This window comes from Citreimonas salinaria (assembly GCF_900107235.1).
Taxonomy (GTDB): domain Bacteria; phylum Pseudomonadota; class Alphaproteobacteria; order Rhodobacterales; family Rhodobacteraceae; genus Citreimonas; species Citreimonas salinaria.
In genome coordinates this window covers 47,360-62,740 of sequence record NZ_FNPF01000006.1, presented here as the reverse complement: position 1 = coordinate 62,740, position 15,381 = coordinate 47,360, and the positions used below count along the sequence as shown (strand labels likewise).

At 66.8% G+C, this 15,381-nt stretch carries 16 protein-coding genes and 1 pseudogene; 5 read left to right on the top strand and 12 right to left on the bottom strand.

The genetic code is table 11. From position 1 onward, the window contains the following. Positions 1-3 precede the first annotated feature (3 nt). Positions 4-654, top strand: coding sequence for a potassium channel family protein (locus BLW27_RS09670; RefSeq protein WP_089882659.1), 651 nt, complete (start codon positions 4-6; stop codon positions 652-654). 132 nt (positions 655-786) lie between these two features. Beyond that, entirely contained in the window at positions 787-1,269 is a 483-nt protein-coding gene (gene dps, locus BLW27_RS09665; RefSeq protein WP_089882657.1) for a DNA starvation/stationary phase protection protein Dps, read from the top strand. Positions 1,270-1,314: 45 nt separating this feature from the next. Here dps and BLW27_RS09660 read toward each other — a convergent pair whose 3' ends face one another. From BLW27_RS09660 to BLW27_RS09645, 4 genes and pseudogenes are all read right to left on the bottom strand, one after another. After that, positions 1,315-1,662 (bottom strand): response regulator, encoded by a 348-nt coding sequence (locus tag BLW27_RS09660; RefSeq protein WP_177177865.1) that lies wholly within the window; start codon positions 1,660-1,662, stop codon positions 1,315-1,317. Positions 1,663-1,682: 20 nt separating this feature from the next. After that, positions 1,683-1,919, bottom strand: a complete 237-nt coding sequence (locus BLW27_RS20690) for a hypothetical protein (RefSeq protein WP_143042239.1) — start codon at positions 1,917-1,919, stop codon at positions 1,683-1,685. Positions 1,920-2,331: 412 nt separating this feature from the next. Beyond that, positions 2,332-3,261: pseudogene (locus tag BLW27_RS09650) on the bottom strand (IS5 family transposase). Between the two features lie 200 nt (positions 3,262-3,461). Continuing rightward, positions 3,462-4,919 carry a DegQ family serine endoprotease gene (locus BLW27_RS09645; protein WP_089882650.1) on the bottom strand — a complete coding sequence of 486 codons (1,458 nt, stop codon included), beginning with the start codon at positions 4,917-4,919 and terminating at the stop codon, positions 3,462-3,464. Between the two features lie 145 nt (positions 4,920-5,064). On the opposite strand from BLW27_RS09645, the gene BLW27_RS09640 reads away from it, so the two are divergent. Genes BLW27_RS09640 through BLW27_RS09630 form a run of 3 tightly spaced genes read left to right on the top strand, consistent with a single transcriptional unit; the run spans position 5,065 to position 6,570 of the window. After that, entirely contained in the window at positions 5,065-5,511 is a 447-nt protein-coding gene (locus BLW27_RS09640) for a hypothetical protein (protein ID WP_089882648.1), read from the top strand. A gap of 41 nt (positions 5,512-5,552) precedes the next feature. Beyond that, entirely contained in the window at positions 5,553-5,894 is a 342-nt protein-coding gene (locus BLW27_RS09635; RefSeq protein WP_218141098.1) for a hypothetical protein, read from the top strand. Then, positions 5,887-6,570, top strand: a complete 684-nt coding sequence (locus BLW27_RS09630; protein WP_089882644.1) for a hypothetical protein — start codon at positions 5,887-5,889, stop codon at positions 6,568-6,570. The genes BLW27_RS09635 and BLW27_RS09630 overlap by 8 nt, the downstream gene beginning before the upstream one ends. Here the strand turns inward: BLW27_RS09630 and BLW27_RS09625 are convergent. Genes BLW27_RS09625 through BLW27_RS09590 form a run of 8 tightly spaced genes read right to left on the bottom strand, consistent with a single transcriptional unit; the run spans position 6,567 to position 15,379 of the window. Further along, the gene (locus BLW27_RS09625) at positions 6,567-7,685 is read right to left on the bottom strand and encodes an AI-2E family transporter (protein WP_089882642.1); all 1,119 of its coding nucleotides are present in this window, start codon (positions 7,683-7,685) and stop codon (positions 6,567-6,569) included. The two genes, BLW27_RS09630 and BLW27_RS09625, sit on opposite strands and share 4 nt — an antisense overlap. A 38-nt stretch (positions 7,686-7,723) precedes the next feature. Continuing rightward, a complete protein-coding gene (locus BLW27_RS09620) occupies positions 7,724-8,437 on the bottom strand; it encodes a cytochrome c oxidase assembly protein (RefSeq protein WP_089882640.1) in 714 nt (237 codons plus the stop codon). A 9-nt stretch (positions 8,438-8,446) separates the two neighbouring features. Then, complete coding sequence (locus tag BLW27_RS09615; RefSeq protein WP_089882638.1) at positions 8,447-8,776, bottom strand: hypothetical protein; 330 nt, start codon at positions 8,774-8,776, stop codon at positions 8,447-8,449. Further along, positions 8,773-11,307, bottom strand: coding sequence for a cytochrome c oxidase subunit I (ctaD, locus tag BLW27_RS09610; protein WP_089882635.1), 2,535 nt, complete (start codon positions 11,305-11,307; stop codon positions 8,773-8,775). Before ctaD ends, BLW27_RS09615 begins: the two co-directional genes overlap by 4 nt. Continuing rightward, positions 11,304-12,242 carry a cytochrome c oxidase subunit II gene (gene coxB / locus BLW27_RS09605; RefSeq protein ID WP_089882633.1) on the bottom strand — a complete coding sequence of 313 codons (939 nt, stop codon included), beginning with the start codon at positions 12,240-12,242 and terminating at the stop codon, positions 11,304-11,306. The genes ctaD and coxB overlap by 4 nt, the downstream gene beginning before the upstream one ends. After that, on the bottom strand, positions 12,242-12,724 hold the full coding sequence (locus tag BLW27_RS09600; RefSeq protein WP_089882630.1) for a c-type cytochrome: 483 nt from the start codon (positions 12,722-12,724) through the stop codon (positions 12,242-12,244). The genes coxB and BLW27_RS09600 overlap by 1 nt, the downstream gene beginning before the upstream one ends. A gap of 2 nt (positions 12,725-12,726) precedes the next feature. Next, positions 12,727-13,578: a c-type cytochrome gene (locus tag BLW27_RS09595; RefSeq protein ID WP_089882628.1), complete on the bottom strand. Its 852-nt coding sequence runs from the start codon at positions 13,576-13,578 to the stop codon at positions 12,727-12,729. Between the two features lie 16 nt (positions 13,579-13,594). Beyond that, positions 13,595-15,379, bottom strand: coding sequence for a GMC family oxidoreductase (locus BLW27_RS09590; RefSeq protein WP_089882626.1), 1,785 nt, complete (start codon positions 15,377-15,379; stop codon positions 13,595-13,597). Between the last annotated feature and the right edge of the window lie 2 nt (positions 15,380-15,381).

Genomic DNA, 15,381 nt, shown 5'->3' with positions numbered 1-15,381 from the left:
CGGATGCGCGTGATAATCCTGGGAGCGTCGCGCTTCGGCGAGGCGATCGCGGACACCCTGATCGACGCCAAGCACGAAGTCGTGCTGATCGACCGCGACCGCGAGCGGCTGGAAGAACTGGCCGAGCGGATGGATTGCGGCATGATCGAGGGTGACGGCACCCTGCCGACAATCCTCGAGGAAGCCTACCGCGACGAGAACGACACCTTCGTCGCGGTCACCAACGCCTCCGAGCAGAACATCCTGGCGGCGCTGGTGGCCCGCTCCGTCGGCTACGGGCGGGTGATCCCGCAGATCGTGACGCGCGAGCTGATGCGCGTGTGCCGGCAGCTCGACCTGCGTGACGTGATCAATCCACATGCCACCGTGGCTAAATCCATCCTCGAGGCGCTTCAGGACCGGGTCGCGCTGGATCACGAGACCGAGTTGCAGAACCAGCTGCGCCTCAAGCGGGTGCACATACCGGAGCGCCATGGCGGCAAGACGATCGACGCGCTTGATCTGCCGGAAAGCGCCCGTGCCATTGCGCGTATTCGCGGCGAAGAGGAATGTCTGGTCGATGGCGACACGACGGTCGCGCACGGCGACTATGTGCTGATCGCGCTCGCCCGCGAGGACCTCGACGACCTCGACCGCGCGTTCCGTGAAAAATAGCGCCGCGCCGACCGGCGCGACTGACCTCCGCCGGTCCGTCCGGATCGGGAATGACGGCCGGGAACTTCAGGGCCGTCCAAGTCGTTCAAACCGTCGAATACACCTTCCGGACTGAAACCAAAGGAGCTTTCAATGCCGACGAATTTCGCAGGCAATCTCAATCAAGATGTCCGCACCAAGATGATCGATCTGCTGAACGCGCGCTTGGTGGACACGATCGCGGTGACGCTGGCGGTGAAGCAGGCGCACTGGAACCTCAAGGGCCAGGGCTTCATCGGCGTGCACGAACTGCTGGACGACGTCGCCAACCGGCTGCGTGACAGCGCCGACCTGATGGCCGAGCGTGCGGTGATCCTTGGCGGCTTTGCCAAGGGCACCGTCGAGGTCGTGTCCGACAGGGCCGAGATCGACGCCTACCCCGTCGAGATCAGCGAGCTCGAGGACCACGTGCAGGCGCTGAAAGAGCGATTCATGGTTCTGGGCGGGGCCGTGCGCGAAGCTGCCGAAACCGCCGAGGACGCTGGCGACGATGACACCGCTGACCTCTTCACCGAGGTGAGCCGCGCCGTCGACAAGGACGCCTGGTTCATCGGCGCGAACGCGAAGGCCGGTTGAACCCTTGCCTGCCCCGGCTGCGCATGCGGCCGGGGCCACCCCCGATCAGCGTACAACCGTCTTTTGCACCCAACCGATCAGCCCGACCATGTCGACCGGCTTGGATACGCGTTCGACCGCGGGGAACGCTTCGAGCACGTCTGATCCCGACACGTCGTAGCCCGTCAGGAAGATGAACGGCACGTCCATGTCGCTCAGCAGCGCCGCCACGTCGCGGCTGGTCTTCTGCCCCCCGAGATTGACGTCGAGGATCGCCGCCCGCGGCGGAGCCTGCTCGATCGCCTGCAAGGCAGGTGCGGCCGCATGAAACGGGCCGCTGACGGAGAAGCCCGCATCCTCGACCGTTTGCGCCAGATCCAGAGCCACGATCACCTCGTCGTCGAGGATCAGCACTGAAGTCGTTCCCACGTTCCTCATCCAACCCTACCCCTGTCACTTTCACCGTTCTCGTTTGCCGGTATCGCCGCGTCGCGACCAAGGTTCCCGATCGCGCCTTGCATGTTGCGCGACCTTCCGACATCCCGAGCTTTTTCGCAGTCGCGGTCCGACATCGCGAGCTGCCTGCCACGCAATTCGATCGCGGCGACATCCGCCGTGACCACCGGCCTCGCCCCCCTCTCCGAAGGCGCATCGATGCCGATGATATTCAAGGCCTTCCTCATCCCTCTCTTCAGGCGCGCTTGGTGCTCAGAGGATTCATATTCCTCGCGGATGACGGCACTGTAAATAGTGGCAGGCCGACTGTCGTAGCGGCAGGTGCTACCGCGCGGCTCCCTCGCCCGCGCACGGGTGCTTTGGCCCGCCGCGGCGGGCGGGTCCTCTGGCGTAGGCAGGCTGTGCAACCTGAGCGTGAACATCCAGAATGGATTAAGGCGTGCCCGTCGTTTTGACCAGCGGAAACTGACCCGAACACCCGGATGCGGCGGCTGCTTGCCGGAACGGCGCCGATTACGGCTAGCTGATACGAAAACGCCCCGATCAAGGACTGACGCAGTCCGTGCTGTGGGGGGCTCTGTTTCACAAGTCGGGTGATGGCCGAGGTTCCCCTTTCCCCGGAAGGAATTATCCCACAGCTTCCGTGACGGGTATGCCGAGCGCTGTGTAGCCGTTGAGGACGGCGATGCGGATCTGGAACTCCGCGACCTGTCGGTCGAAGTCCCGCGCCATGAGGCGCTGCCCCAGCAGCTTCACACAATGCATCTTCGTCTCGACGCGGCTCCGGCGGTGGTACCCGCTCCACCGTCGCCACAAGGCTCGGCCGAGGTATTTGGAGGCCCGTAGGACTTCATTTCGCGCGGCGGCACCGGCGGTGACGGTGTGCCACGGCCTGGCATTCTTCTGTGGCGGGATGACAGCGTGGGCGCTACGGTCGGCGATTGCGTCGTGGCACTTGCGGGTATCATAGGCGCCATCTGCCGTGACGCTGGCGATCTCTTCATCGGCGGGGATCTGGCTGAGCAGATCGGGCAAGACCGGTGCATCGCCGATGTGGCTCCCAGTGATCTCTACGGCGCGAACCTCCAGTGTTTCCCAGTCAATCCCGAGGTGGATCTTGCGCCAAACCCGCCGTTTGGGACCGCCGTGCTTGCGCGCGTGCCACTCGCCTTCCTCGACCTTGATCCCGGTGCTATCGATCAGCAGGTGCAGCGGACCCTTCGACCCACGGTAGGGGACGTTCACGGCCAGCGTCTTCTGGCGGCGGCTCAGCGTGCTGAAGTCGGGCACCGACCAGTCGAGGCCGACCAGCGGCAACAGGCTCCCCACGAAGCCGGTCGTTTGGCGGAGCGCCATGCCGAACAGCACTTTCATTGAAAGGCACGTCTGAATGGCGGCGTCGCTGTAGATCCGCTGGCGGCCACGCCTGCCTGTCGGCACGGCATCCCAGTTCATCTCGGGGTCGAACCAGATCGTCAGCGAGCCCCGGCGCTTCCGCGCTTCGTTTTAGGCCGGCCAGTTCCTGGTCTTGTACGTTGGGGGTGTCGGTCTACTCATGCGACCCAGCTATCATGCTGGATTCACGAGATGAATCCCTCACAGGATTTGTGCAACAGAGTCCAACCAAGCGGTAAGACTTTAAAAACGACAAGACCCGCCGGAAAATATCCGGCGGGTTTTCTGATTTACGCCCCACGCCGCGGAATGCGTCAGCCAAGGACCGGGGCTTTTTCTTTGCAGCATCCGGAAGGGGTCGTTTAATCCGCGCTGTCTTCCGCGAACGAAACCGCGCGGAACATGTACCCGCCGTCGCGGTAGATCCGAAGCAGCAGGGGCTCGCCTGCCTCTTCCGCGGCGGCGGCGGCCTCGCGAAGCGCGCCAACGTCGGGCACCGGCTGCCCCGCGGCCTGAACGATCACGTCGCCCGCGCGCAGGCCGGCCTCGGCGGCCGGGCTTTCGGGGTCCACCGATGCGACGGCCAGACCTTCGAGATCGGACGGAAGACCAAGTTCCGCGCGCAGCTGGGGCGTCACGGGCTGGATCGACACGCCGATCGTCGGTCCGTCGGGCAGCGCATCCTGTTCGGGCGCAGAAGGCTCCGCGTCCATGCCCATGTCGGGGCGTTCCCCCAGGGTGACCTCGGCCTGCTGCCGCTCTCCTTCGCGCAGATACGTGACCGTCGCGGGTTCACCGACAGGCAGATCGGCCACCGCAAAGGTCAACTCACGCGGGTTCGAGACATCCTGCCCCGCGACCGAAAGGATCACGTCGCCCGCCTGCAGGCCGGCCTCGGCGGCCGGACCGCCCGCGGTGACGTCCGAAACCAGAACACCGCTGGTGTCGGCCAGATCAAGCGCCTCGGCCAAGGCGTCATCGATGCCCTGGATCTGCACGCCCAGCCAACCGCGCTCGACGCTGCCGTCCTCGCGCAGGTCTTCGACGATGCGCTGCGCCACGGCCGACGGCACGGCGAAGCCGATGCCCACGTTGCCGCCCGAGGGAGAGAAGATCGCGGTGTTCACGCCGACCACCTCGCCCGGCGCGTTGAACAGCGGACCGCCCGAATTACCCGAGTTGATGGCCGCATCGGTCTGGATGAAATCGTCGTACGGACCCGCGTTGATGTCGCGCGACCGCGCCGACACGATCCCTGCCGTTACCGTGCCGCCCAGTCCGAACGGGTTGCCGATGGCGACCACCCATTGCCCGATCTTGAGATCGTCCGACGAGCCCCATTCCACGGTGGGCAGATCTTCTTCCGCCTCGACCTTGAGCAACGCGATGTCGGTCGCCGGGTCGGTCCCGATCAGTTCGGCTTCGTATTCGCGGGCATCGTCCAGAACAACCTGGATCTGCTCGGCGTCGGCGATGACGTGGTTGTTGGTCACCACGTAGCCGTCGGCCGAGATGATGAAACCGGACCCCTGGCTGCGCATCGGCCCCTGCCGCTGCCGCGGCATCTGGTCGCCGAAGAAATCGCCGAAACCCGGCGGCAGGCCCGGCGGCAGTTCGGGCATAGGGCCGGCCCGGCCCCCCGGCGCGGGGCCGGTGGACAGAATGCCGACCACGGCGGGCAGCTTCTCCTCGACCATCGCGGTGAAGTCGGCGGGGGCGGCGCGAGTCGCGTCCTGTGCAGGGGCCTCGATCGCGGTCAGTGACAGCGCAACCGCGACCACGGCCGCACTCACGCGTCCGGAATTGAACATTGGCGACATCGGAAGTCTCCGTTGGTTTCGAAGGGTCGGTGTGCGGGGAACGCGCCGCCGCTTCGGGCGGTTCCACCGCGCCTGCTCTGGGGGAACCCCTACGTTGAACGGCCGTTGACGCGTATAGACCGACCGCCCGCAACAGGAGGACCCCATGTCCGACCACAGCCAGAACAAGGACCGCGCCGTGCCGGCGAAGGAAACGGAACACGAGGCGGGCAATGACCCCGCGGCAAACCCCGAAACCGAGCGCGTACGCGCCGAGCACGAGCGGCGGCGCCGCGATGAGCCCGCGGCCGCAGCGCTCGAGGCCGATGCCGAGGCCGGCTCGGCCGTGTCGCCTTCGGGCGCCGCATTGCGATCGGGCGTGCCGGATCCGGGCGCACCCGCAGATCCGGTGCCTGCCGCCGAGGCTGCGCACCGGCGCGACGAGATCGCTGAGAACGAGCGGCGCGCCGGTCCCGGTGACGCCGGCGCCTCGGACCGGCCGACACCGCTGCCGCAGGACAAGGTTGAGCGGGACAACCGCTCGCGCGTCAAGCCGATGATCTGGATCGCGGTGGCGCTATTGGTCCTGCTGATCGTGATCGCGCTCTTCTAGCTGGACAGCGTTTGTGCCAGCCTTGGCGCCGCACGACGAAGGTGATCGGCCGACAGCGCGCCGCCCCTCTCGGGCGGCGTGTTACCTTTGCGAAGCAAGAACCAGAAACCGGAGCCGACCCGACCTTAATGCCGAACCCGATCAAGACGCTCGTGCAGGATTATGGCTGGCTGCATCTGGGATTGCCTATGCGGCAATGTCCTGTCCTTGCTGGGCAGCGTGGCATTCCTTCCGCGCCTGCACAGTTCGTGCCGCCGTGGCTGGACCACCCGATCGAATGGCAGAACCCGTGCGTCTGGTCGTTCATCTTCGGCGCCTTCCTGATGTTGATCGGCGGCCTGGGCCAGCTTCTTGTCTGGACGTTCAGGAAACCGGATGACTGAGCAGATCCTGGTCTTCACACTCGGTGCCGGCTTCGTGCTGGTGCACCTTCTGGCCAGCCGGATGGACTGGCTCGACCGCACGCCGCGCAGCCTGTGGCTGTCGACGGCGGGCGGCGTGTCGATCGCCTATGTCTTCGTCCACCTCCTGCCCGAGCTTGGCCATTTCAGCCGCGACACCGAGTTGCATGCGGGGCTTTACGTTGCCGCGCTCGCTGGGTTCGTCGGCTTCTACGGGATCGAGGCCCATATCCGCCGCACCTCCGACGATGACGCGGCCTTTCGCCTGCACCTTACGTCCTACGCCGGCTACAACGTCGTCGTGGGCTACCTACTGGACGCCCAGGCGCGCGAAGAGCCGTTGGCGGGCCTGCTCTTCTACGCCTTCGCGCTTTCGCTGCACCTGATCATCAACGACCGCGCGCTGGCCGAGCGGCACGGCGCCCGCCATGCCGGTGGCGGGCGACTGACGCTGGCGGGATCGGTGGCGACCGGCGTTCTGGTGGGTGCCTTCGTCGAATTGCCCGAGGCCGCGGTCGCCGTGTTCTTCGCGCTGCTGGCAGGCGCGACCGTGCTGACCGTCATCAAGGAAGAACTGCCGAAACAGCGCCAGAGCCGCTTCGGCGCCTTCGCGGGCGGTGCTCTGCTTTATTCGGTGCTGCTTCTGCTGGGATTCTAGCCATCAGGCTCGTGGAAATCCAGCGCCTCGTCTAGATCGTCGAACGTGCATTCGTTCGACAGCAGAAGCGCAACCGACCGGATGCCGGGGATGTTGTTGGCGATCACCATGACGCTCAGGGTCATCGGCGTGGCAAGGAACGCGCCCGCCACGCCCCATAAGGCGCTCCAGAACAGGACGGCGATCAGGATGACGAGCGGAGACAGCGACACGCGCCGGCCCTGCATCCTGGGGTCGACCCAGTTGCCCATCACCTGCTCGATCACCAGCAGCCCCGCAGCGATCACCGCGGCCGTGCCCAAGTCCATCGTCAGCAGCGCGTAGAAGGTGGGCAGCAGGCCCGACAGAAGGGAGCCTAGGTTGGGAATGAAGTTCAGCAGGAAGGTCAGCAGCGCCCAGACCAGCAACAGCTCGATCCCGAAGAACCAGAGCCACGCGGAATAGAGCGCCGCGGTCACGACCCCGAGGACCGTCCGCACGAGGATGAACTGGCGCAGCGTGGCGCCCAGGGTCTCGAACACGCCGAACCAGCCGCCCGCGCGGGGTCCCGTCGCGATCTCCGCAACCTTGCTGCGCCACAGATCTCCCTCGCTCACGGCCAGCAGGACGAGGAACAGCACGAGGACGATGCCTGTCAGCATGAGGCCCATTGCGTTGACGGTCGCCTGGGCGATATTTGCCGCCTCTTCCAGCATCGTTGAACTGAGCGAACCGCTTTGCGCGTCGATCAGGTCGCGCAGGTCCTGCCACAGGCCGGCCGGGCCGGGCTCGTCCGGTTCGGGAAGAATGCTTCCGAGTTGTTCGGTCAGTTCCGGCACCTGCGCCGCAATGCGCTGGATGCAATAGACCAACCCGCCGACGAACAGCCCGATGCAGATCAGCAGCACGATCATGACGACCGCGCGACTCAGCCAGCGCAACGGGCCCGGCATCTGCGCCGCGACGCGACGGTCCAGCGGCAGGATCGCCAGCGTCACGAAGATGGCCATGACCACCGGAATGGCGACATTCGCCATGCTGCGCAGCACGCTGCCCAGAAGGATCGCAAGGATCGCCACCAGTGTCAGCGCGACGATCCGCAGGTAGGGGGGGGTGTCCGCTTGTCGCTCTTTCACGTCATGGACTCCTTTCGAAAGTTAGAATGAGGGGGGCGTCAGCCTGCAGGTTCCGCGCGGGATCGGTCGTCGCGCAGGAAGGTCCAGGCGAACCAGCCCATCACCGCCATGAATGCCGCGCCGCCGGCAACCCACATCAGCGCCCCGGCCAGTTGCTGGTCGGCCCGCGCAGTAATGCCGAAGGCCGCGGCGTGAATCTCGTGCCATGCATGCCAGGGCTCCGGCGCGAGCGTCACCAGCACCGCATAAAGGGTCAGCTGCAGCGAGGTCGACGCTGCGGCGGCGAGGCCGCTTTCCGGCGCCCCGCGCAGCGCCGCGAACAGCGCGATGGCAGAGCCGGTCAGGCTGAGATGCATCGCCCAGTAGGTCAGATCCGATTGCAGCGTCGCGGCATAGGGCGCCGGCGCGTGCCAGCCCCAGAACAGCACGGCGAACAAGCCCGCCACCGGCAGCGCCGGGAGGCGCAGGCGGGGCAGCGCGGCGGCGATGACGGGCGCGGCGCCCAGCGTCAGCAGGACGTGCTGCGCCACCCGCGCCGAGAACAGCGCCATCGACGCCGCGCATAGCGGCGACACGAACAGCAGCGCCACCAGAGCCCACCCCAGCGCCATCAGGTGCCGGTCCCGCGCGAACCGCATTCCGAAGATCAGCGCGACCGCCAGCCCCAGCAGCAGCCCCTGGTCCAGCGTCCAGCGCGTCCACAGCTCGGCCGGAACCGGCGGGGTCCCGCAGAAGGGGATGTAAGGGTCCATGAGCGCCTCCTATCCTGTGCAACTGCCCATCACGGCGATGGGCCAGAGGTTCGCGACGATTGCGATCAGCATGATGACGTTCGTCCACCACGCGGCCTGCGCAAGTGTCCGGCTCGGCTCGTCCGGGTTCAGCCGGCCGCCGACCCGCCCGGCGATCACCAGCCAGACCAGCATCAGCACTCCCGTCACCAGCGTCACAAGCGCGGCGGTCGCGCGCGCCACGTCGGGCTCGAGCAACGCGCGCGGCGCGCACGCCGCCGAAATCAGCGCGTAGATCGCGGTAAAGTGGATCGCCCACAGGATCACCGGGCGCGCGACATGCAACGCCATCCGTATCATGACGCCACCACAAGAAAACAGATCGCGGTGATCACGACCATCGCGCCGGTCGCTTTGCACACAGCGTTCAGCAGCAGGTCTGGCAGCGTTTGACCCGGCTCGACCGCGCCCACGATCTTGCGCAGCGCGTTGATCAGCGCCCACCACGCGATGACGGCCAGGTGCACCGTGACGAAGACGCCCAGTGCCCAGCCGGTCGCGCCGAAGGCGCTGGCCCACGGATCCACCGGCCACAGCGCGGAACCCATCAGCGCGCCCGTCGTCGATGCGGCCAAGACCAGCACCCCGTCGACCAAGGCCGCCGCCCGCAGTGCCCCGCGCGCGCCCGTCCGCAAGGCAAGCCAGCCGAAGACGGCGACCACTCCGCCACCGCACAGCGCAGCGATGGTCCACGCGGCCACGGGCTCGGCCACGCGGTCGGCGAATTCCGGCTGCACGTTCCACAGGAAAAGCCCTCCGAACAGCAGAGAGGCGAACAGCGCGAACGAGATCACCATCGTGCCCACGATCGACACGTGCAGGTGCCCGCGCCGGTCCACCGCGTTGACCGCCAGGCGCAGGCCGCCAAGTCCCGTATCGCGGGTCACACCGCTGTCGGACGGCTCCCGCGTCCAGGCGGTGATGCCCGCCAGCGCGGTCGCGAAGCCCGCGACCGTCAGCCAGTAGAACGACGCCAGCGTCGCGCCGAACCCCAGCGCCACGCCGGAGGCGCTGATCAGCGGCATCCATGTGGGGTGCGGCAGGCGCAGGATCTGGATCGGCTCGCCGCTGACCGGATCGCTGCCGATGGTCTCGCGGCGGTGGTCTGGGCAGGCACGCAGGGCGCCGGCGACGTCGTGGGCGGGCCGATCACTCAACTCCGGCTGGTCCCACAGCGGCTCGCGCGAGCGAACCTCGGGGATGGCGCGGAAATTGTAGCCGGGCGTCACCGGCTGATAGAGCCATTCCAGCGTGCCTGCTCCCCACGGATTGAGCGGCGCGCGCAGCCCTTGGCGGAAATGGCGGACGAAGTCCCATACGAACAGCGCCACACCCGCCGCCAGGATGTACGCCCCGATCGAGGACAGCAAGTTCAGCCGGTCCCAGCCCAGCCCCTCGGGATAGGTGGCGATGCGGCGTGGCATGCCACGCAGGCCCGTCAGGTGCATCATGAAGAACGCGAGGTTGAAGCCCGCGAACATCAGCCAGAACACCCACTTGCCGATGCGCTCGGACAGCATCCGGCCCGTAAGGTGCGGCATCCAGTAGTAGAGTGCGCCGAACATCGGGAAGACGAAGCCGCCGATCAGCACGTAATGCAGGTGCGCCACGACAAAATAGCTGTCGTGCGCCTGGAAGTTGAACGGCACGCTGGCCAGCATGACGCCCGTCAGCCCGCCCAGCACGAAGATAAACAGGAAGCCAAGCACGAACAGCATCGGTACCGTCAACCGGGGCTTGCCCTGCGCCAGCGTCGCGATGAAGCAGAATATCTGCACGCCCGTCGGCACCGCCACCATCGTCGAGGCCGCCGAGAACAGCGACAGCGACATGACCGGCAGGCCGGTGGTGAACATGTGGTGCGCCCAGAGACCGAAGCTCAGGAACCCCATGCTCACCACCGCCGCCACGGCGAAGCCGTAGCCGAACAACGGCTTGCCCACGAAGGTGGGCAGCATCGTGGCGACCATGCCGGCGGCGGGCAAGAAGATGATGTAGACCTCCGGGTGGCCGAACAGCCAGAACAGGTGCTGCCACAGCAGCGGGTCACCCCCCAGTGCAGGGTCGAAAAACGGCAGGCCCAGCAGGCGCTGGGATTCCAGCAGGATCGAGCCGATGATGAGCGGCGGGAACGCGATCGCGATCATGAACGCGGTTACCAACAGGTACCACATGAGGATGGGCATCCGAGTCAGGCTCATCCCCGGCGCGCGCGAACACAGGATCGAGGCGATGATCTCGACCGCGGCGGTGACGCTTGCGATCTCGGCCAGCGTGATGCCGATCAGCCAGAAGTCCGCCGAGAGGCCGGGCGTGAAGTCCGACGTCGACAGCGGCACGTACATGAACCAGCCGCCGTCCGGTGCTGCGTCGAACAGGAACGACGACAGCACCATCAGCCCACCGTACAGGTAGCAATAGTACCCGAAGGCGCCAAGCCGCGGGAACACCAGGTCGCGCGCGCCCACCATCAGCGGGATCAGGTAGACACCGAACCCCTCGAGCATCGGGATCGCGAACAGGAACATCATGATCGTTCCGTGCATCGTGAAGACCTGGTTGAAGGTCTCGGCGTCGAGGAACGTGTTGTCAGGCACGATCAGCTGCGTGCGCACCAGCAGCGCAAGGAAACCCGCGATCAGGAAGAAGCAGAAGCCGGTGACGAGGAACCGCTTGCCCACCACCCGGTGGCTGACCGAGGACCAGTAGCGCCAGCCGCGCGGCCTGTCCCAGATCTCCTCGAAGCTCTTCGACGGCTCGCCCTTGCGGGCACCGCCGTGCTCGGCGGGGTTGATCCGGTCCAGCGTGGTGTCGGAGGTGGTGTCGGTCATTTCAGACTCGCCAGCCAGGCCGTCAAGGCGCGCAACTCTGGGCCGCTGAGGTGGTTAAACGACGGCATGTTGGCACCCGGCTTCATGTCCTGCACGTCGGCGATCCAGCCCGCGAGGTTGCCCTTGTTCATGCGCCACATGCCGGCGCCCAGCGTCGCGCGGCCGCCAACGCGGGTCAGGTCGGGGCCCAGCACGCCGCCCTCGGCCACGCCGCGCACCTCGTGGCAGGCGGGACAGCCGGCGGTCTCGAACACCTCGCGCCCCTGCACGAGCTGCGTCTGCGCAGCATCCTCTGCCTCGCCCATCGTGTCGTCGAACCAGCGCAGGAAGTCCTCGGGCTCCAGCACGACCACCTCGAATGCCATCAGCGGGTGGGACAGGCCGCAGAACTCGGCGCATTGGCCGCGGAAACGCCCGGTCTCGGTCGCGGTCACCGTCAGCGTGTTGGAGCGGCCGGGGATCATGTCCATCTTACCGGCGATGGACGGCACCCAAAAGGAATGGATCACGTCTTCGGACATCAGCCGCAGCGTGACCGGCCGGCCCTTCGGCAGTACGATCTCGTTGGCGTCGCGCATGGCAAGGCCCTCGGGATCGTAGACCACGTCCCACCAGAACTGGTGACCGGTGACGTCGATCACTAGCGAGTCCGGGTGCGCGCGGGTGATCGCCTGCAGCGTCGAGATCGAGAACACCATCAGGATCAGGATCGACACCAGCGGCAGCACTACGCCGCCGCCGACGATCCACCAGGTGCGCCCGCCGCTGCGCGTCCAGGCGAACCACACCAGCGCCATCACCAGCACGAAGACGACGCCAAAGGCGATGGTCATGCCCCAGGTCAGCGGCAGGATCGCTGCCGCGCCTTGCCCCGCCGGATCCAGCGTGGACTGCGCCCCGAAGTCGCCAAGGGTCGCGGTTTCGAACGGCTCCATCAGGTCCCCCGCCGGTTCAGCAGGTAGGCGGCCATGTCGCGCGCCTCGTCCACGGTCAGGCCCAGCGCGGGCATGGCGGTGCGCGGCGCATAGGCGGGCGGGTTCAACAGCCAGCGGGTCAGGTCGCCAGGCTCGTTGGGCAGGATGCCGGCGATGTAGGCGCGCGAGGCGAAGCCGCGCAGCGACGGCCCGACGGTGCCCTGCGCGCTGCGGATGCCGGGAATGATGTGGCAGGCGCCACAGCCGTGCTGGACCATCAGGTTCGCCCCGCGCGCGGGATCACCGTGCAGCACCTGGCGGCGCGCGGCGTCGAAGTCGGTCCGGCCGTCACCGGCGTCGCGGCGCCAGGCCGCCGTCCCGGCCACAGTCTCGCTGACCGGGTTCCACAGCGCCCGCGCGCGGTCATCGCCCGGCGGCATGGCCGACCAGGCCATGGCGGCCGCGGCGAGCAGAAGCGCGACCAATATGCCGGTCAGCCGCATACTCAGTCCGCTTCGACGTCGAGCGTCTCGGCCAGCGGCTCGATCTCGGGCGCCAGCCCGGTGGGGCCAAGATCCGCAGCGTCCTCGATGTCCTCCTGCGCGCGGACCCGGGCATAGTATTCGCTGACTGCGCGCATGTCCTCGTCGCTCATCTTGTCCGCGATCGCCGACATCACGTTCATCGGATCGTTGTCGCGCGTACCCTCGCGCCAGAGCATCAACTGGTGCTCCATATAGGTCGCATACTGGCCCGCCAGGTATGGCACCGACGGCGGGTTCCCGGTGCCGGACGGCCCGTGGCAGTTCACGCAGGCCGGGATGCCCTTCTCGGCCGAGCCCACCGCACCCAGCATCCCGCCCCATTGCAGCACATCCGGCGCGATGTCCGAGGTCACGTCGCGGAACGGCGCGTCGATGGCGGCGTAGTAGGTCGCTACGGCCTCCATCTCGCGTTCCGTCAGCTTCTGGGCGATGCCGGTCATGATCTGGTTCGGCCGCGTGCCCGAGGCGTAGTCCATCAGCTGTTTGTACATGTACCATCCGGGCAGGCCAGCCAGCCGCGGGAAGGCCGCCGACCCGTCGCCGCGGCCGTTCGCACCGTGGCAGGTGAAGCAGGCCATGCCCGAGCCCCCAAACTCGGCCCCGCCCATGGCCACGAGGCGCCCGGCCTCCAGCAGGTCGTCGTCCACCGGCGCCTCGACCCGTGCGTTGAACAGCGCCCGCTCGCTGTCGAGGTTCGCCACCAGCGCGTCGATCCCCGGCGTCTCGGAGTAGTCCTGCGCACCCGCCGACACCGCGGCGAAAGAGCCGACCGTCAGCACCACGACGGCGGTGATCTTGCTCAGGGGTGTCATGCGCGCAACTCCTGCATCAGGCATCCATCAGGGGGCGAGGGTTCGGAAGATAGTCGTTCTTCATGTGATGAAGCGTCCAGTAGGCCAGCCCCATCAGCGGCCCGGTGGGGTTGTAGCCAAGGTTCTGCGGGAACAGGCACGCGCCGAAGACGAAGACGTTGTGGTGGTCCCACATCTGGCCGTAGCGGTTGACCGCGCTGGTGGCCGGATCGGTGCCGATCACCGCGCCGCCGGTGTTGTGCGTGGTCTGGTAGGGCACGATGTTGTAGTTGCTGCCCACCGCCGCCAGGTTCGTCGACTTGACCGATCGGACGTGCTCCATGTTCTCGGCGATCTCGACGGCGCGGTGCATCACGTAATCGGACATACGCCGGTCGTTGTCGGGAAAGTTGAACGTCATCCGCAGCAGCGGCCGCCCGAAGGCGTCGGTCCATGTCGGGTCGAGGTCGAGGTAGTTCTCGGGCGTCGGCATGCTCGAGCCGTGGACGACGATGTCGCCGTGGTGGCCGTAGTTCTCGCGCACGGCGCGCTTCCATTCGAGGCCCCAGCGCGGCGTGCCCTCGGGGACTGGCTGATAACCGATCGGGCGGCCGTGATACTGCTTGCAAGCGATGTAGCCGCCGCCGACGAAGCCCAGGTCGGAATGGTCGAAATTGTCGCCGTTGTAGTCGTCGACCACCACGCCCAGCGCGCCGGCACCCATGAACGGGTTGGTGATGACGCTGTCGTCGAAGAACGCGTCGACCGAGGCGATGGTCTGGTAGGCATAGTTCCGCCCCACCACGCCGGTGCGCGTCTTGGGATCGTAAGGCTTGCCTAGGCCCGAGACCAGCATCAGGTGCACGTTCCACAGCGCGTAGGCGTTCATGCAGATCGTGTCGGCGGGCTGGAAGTATTCCCGCCCATCGGGCCCGAGGTATAGCGCACCCGTCGCGGTCTGCCCGTCCTCGGACTTCTCGATGCGCAGCACCTGCGACTCGAACCGGATCTCGAAGTTCTCGTGCTCCTTGACGCGGTCGTAGACGCAGATGATGGGGTCGGCCTTGGCGAAGTAGCCGCAGCCGAAGCGTTCGCAGAAGCCGCAATAGGTGCACGGGTGCAGCTTGGCCCCGTAGGGGTTTTCGTATTCGCGGGTGACGTTGGCCGAGGGTATTGGGAACGGGTGCAGTCCCATGCTTTCGGCGGAGCGGCCGAACAGCGTGTTCGAGATCGGCTGCTTCATCGCCGGATTGGGATAGTCTTGGCTGCGCGGTCCTTCGAAGACATTGCCGCCATCGCGCCGCTCGCCCTGCAGGTTGCCGGCATAGCCCGCAGCGCCGCAGATCTGTTCGAAGAAGTCGTAGTGCGGCTCGAGTTCGTCGTAGGTGACACCCCAGTCCTGCACGCTGAGGTCTTCGGGAATGAATTGGCTGCCGTAGCGGTTCTCGTAATGCGTGCGCATCTCGAGATCGCTGGGCAGCGCCCGCCAGAGTTGGCCGTTCCAGTGGATGCCCGCGCCGCCCAGGCCCGATCCCGGCAGGAAAGAGCCCAGCCGCCGCATCGGCAGCGCCTGCTGTCCGCGGTCGTTGCGGAAGGTCAGCGTTTCCTTCGTCACGTCCACCATGTGGTGGTGACGGATCGCGTATTTCATCTCGTCGTGTTCCTCGGGGCCGGCGAAGCTGGTGGCGTCGTGACGATGCTCGCCGCGTTCGAGGATGACGCAGCGCTGCCCGGCATGGGCCAACTCGTAGGCGGCGGTCAGACCGGTCCAGCCACCGCCGATGATCAGCACGTCGGTCCTGGGAAGCGTGGTGGGTGCCATGG

Excerpts from the sequence above, each read along its gene's own strand:
- BLW27_RS09670 (WP_089882659.1), top strand. The coding sequence starts at position 4 with ATGCGCGTGATAATCCTGGGAGCGTCGCGCTTCGGCGAGGCGATCGCG.
- dps (WP_089882657.1), top strand. The coding sequence starts at position 787 with ATGCCGACGAATTTCGCAGGCAATCTCAATCAAGATGTCCGCACCAAG.
- BLW27_RS09645 (WP_089882650.1), bottom strand. The coding sequence starts at position 4,919 with ATGTCGCCAATGTTCAATTCCGGACGCGTGAGTGCGGCCGTGGTCGCG.
- BLW27_RS09640 (WP_089882648.1), top strand. The coding sequence starts at position 5,065 with ATGTCCGACCACAGCCAGAACAAGGACCGCGCCGTGCCGGCGAAGGAA.
- BLW27_RS09630 (WP_089882644.1), top strand. The coding sequence starts at position 5,887 with ATGACTGAGCAGATCCTGGTCTTCACACTCGGTGCCGGCTTCGTGCTG.
- BLW27_RS09620 (WP_089882640.1), bottom strand. The coding sequence starts at position 8,437 with ATGGACCCTTACATCCCCTTCTGCGGGACCCCGCCGGTTCCGGCCGAG.
- BLW27_RS09615 (WP_089882638.1), bottom strand. The coding sequence starts at position 8,776 with ATGATACGGATGGCGTTGCATGTCGCGCGCCCGGTGATCCTGTGGGCG.
- ctaD (WP_089882635.1), bottom strand. The coding sequence starts at position 11,307 with ATGACCGACACCACCTCCGACACCACGCTGGACCGGATCAACCCCGCC.
- coxB (WP_089882633.1), bottom strand. The coding sequence starts at position 12,242 with ATGGAGCCGTTCGAAACCGCGACCCTTGGCGACTTCGGGGCGCAGTCC.
- BLW27_RS09600 (WP_089882630.1), bottom strand. The coding sequence starts at position 12,724 with ATGCGGCTGACCGGCATATTGGTCGCGCTTCTGCTCGCCGCGGCCGCC.
- BLW27_RS09595 (WP_089882628.1), bottom strand. The coding sequence starts at position 13,578 with ATGACACCCCTGAGCAAGATCACCGCCGTCGTGGTGCTGACGGTCGGC.
- BLW27_RS09590 (WP_089882626.1), bottom strand. The coding sequence starts at position 15,379 with ATGGCACCCACCACGCTTCCCAGGACCGACGTGCTGATCATCGGCGGT.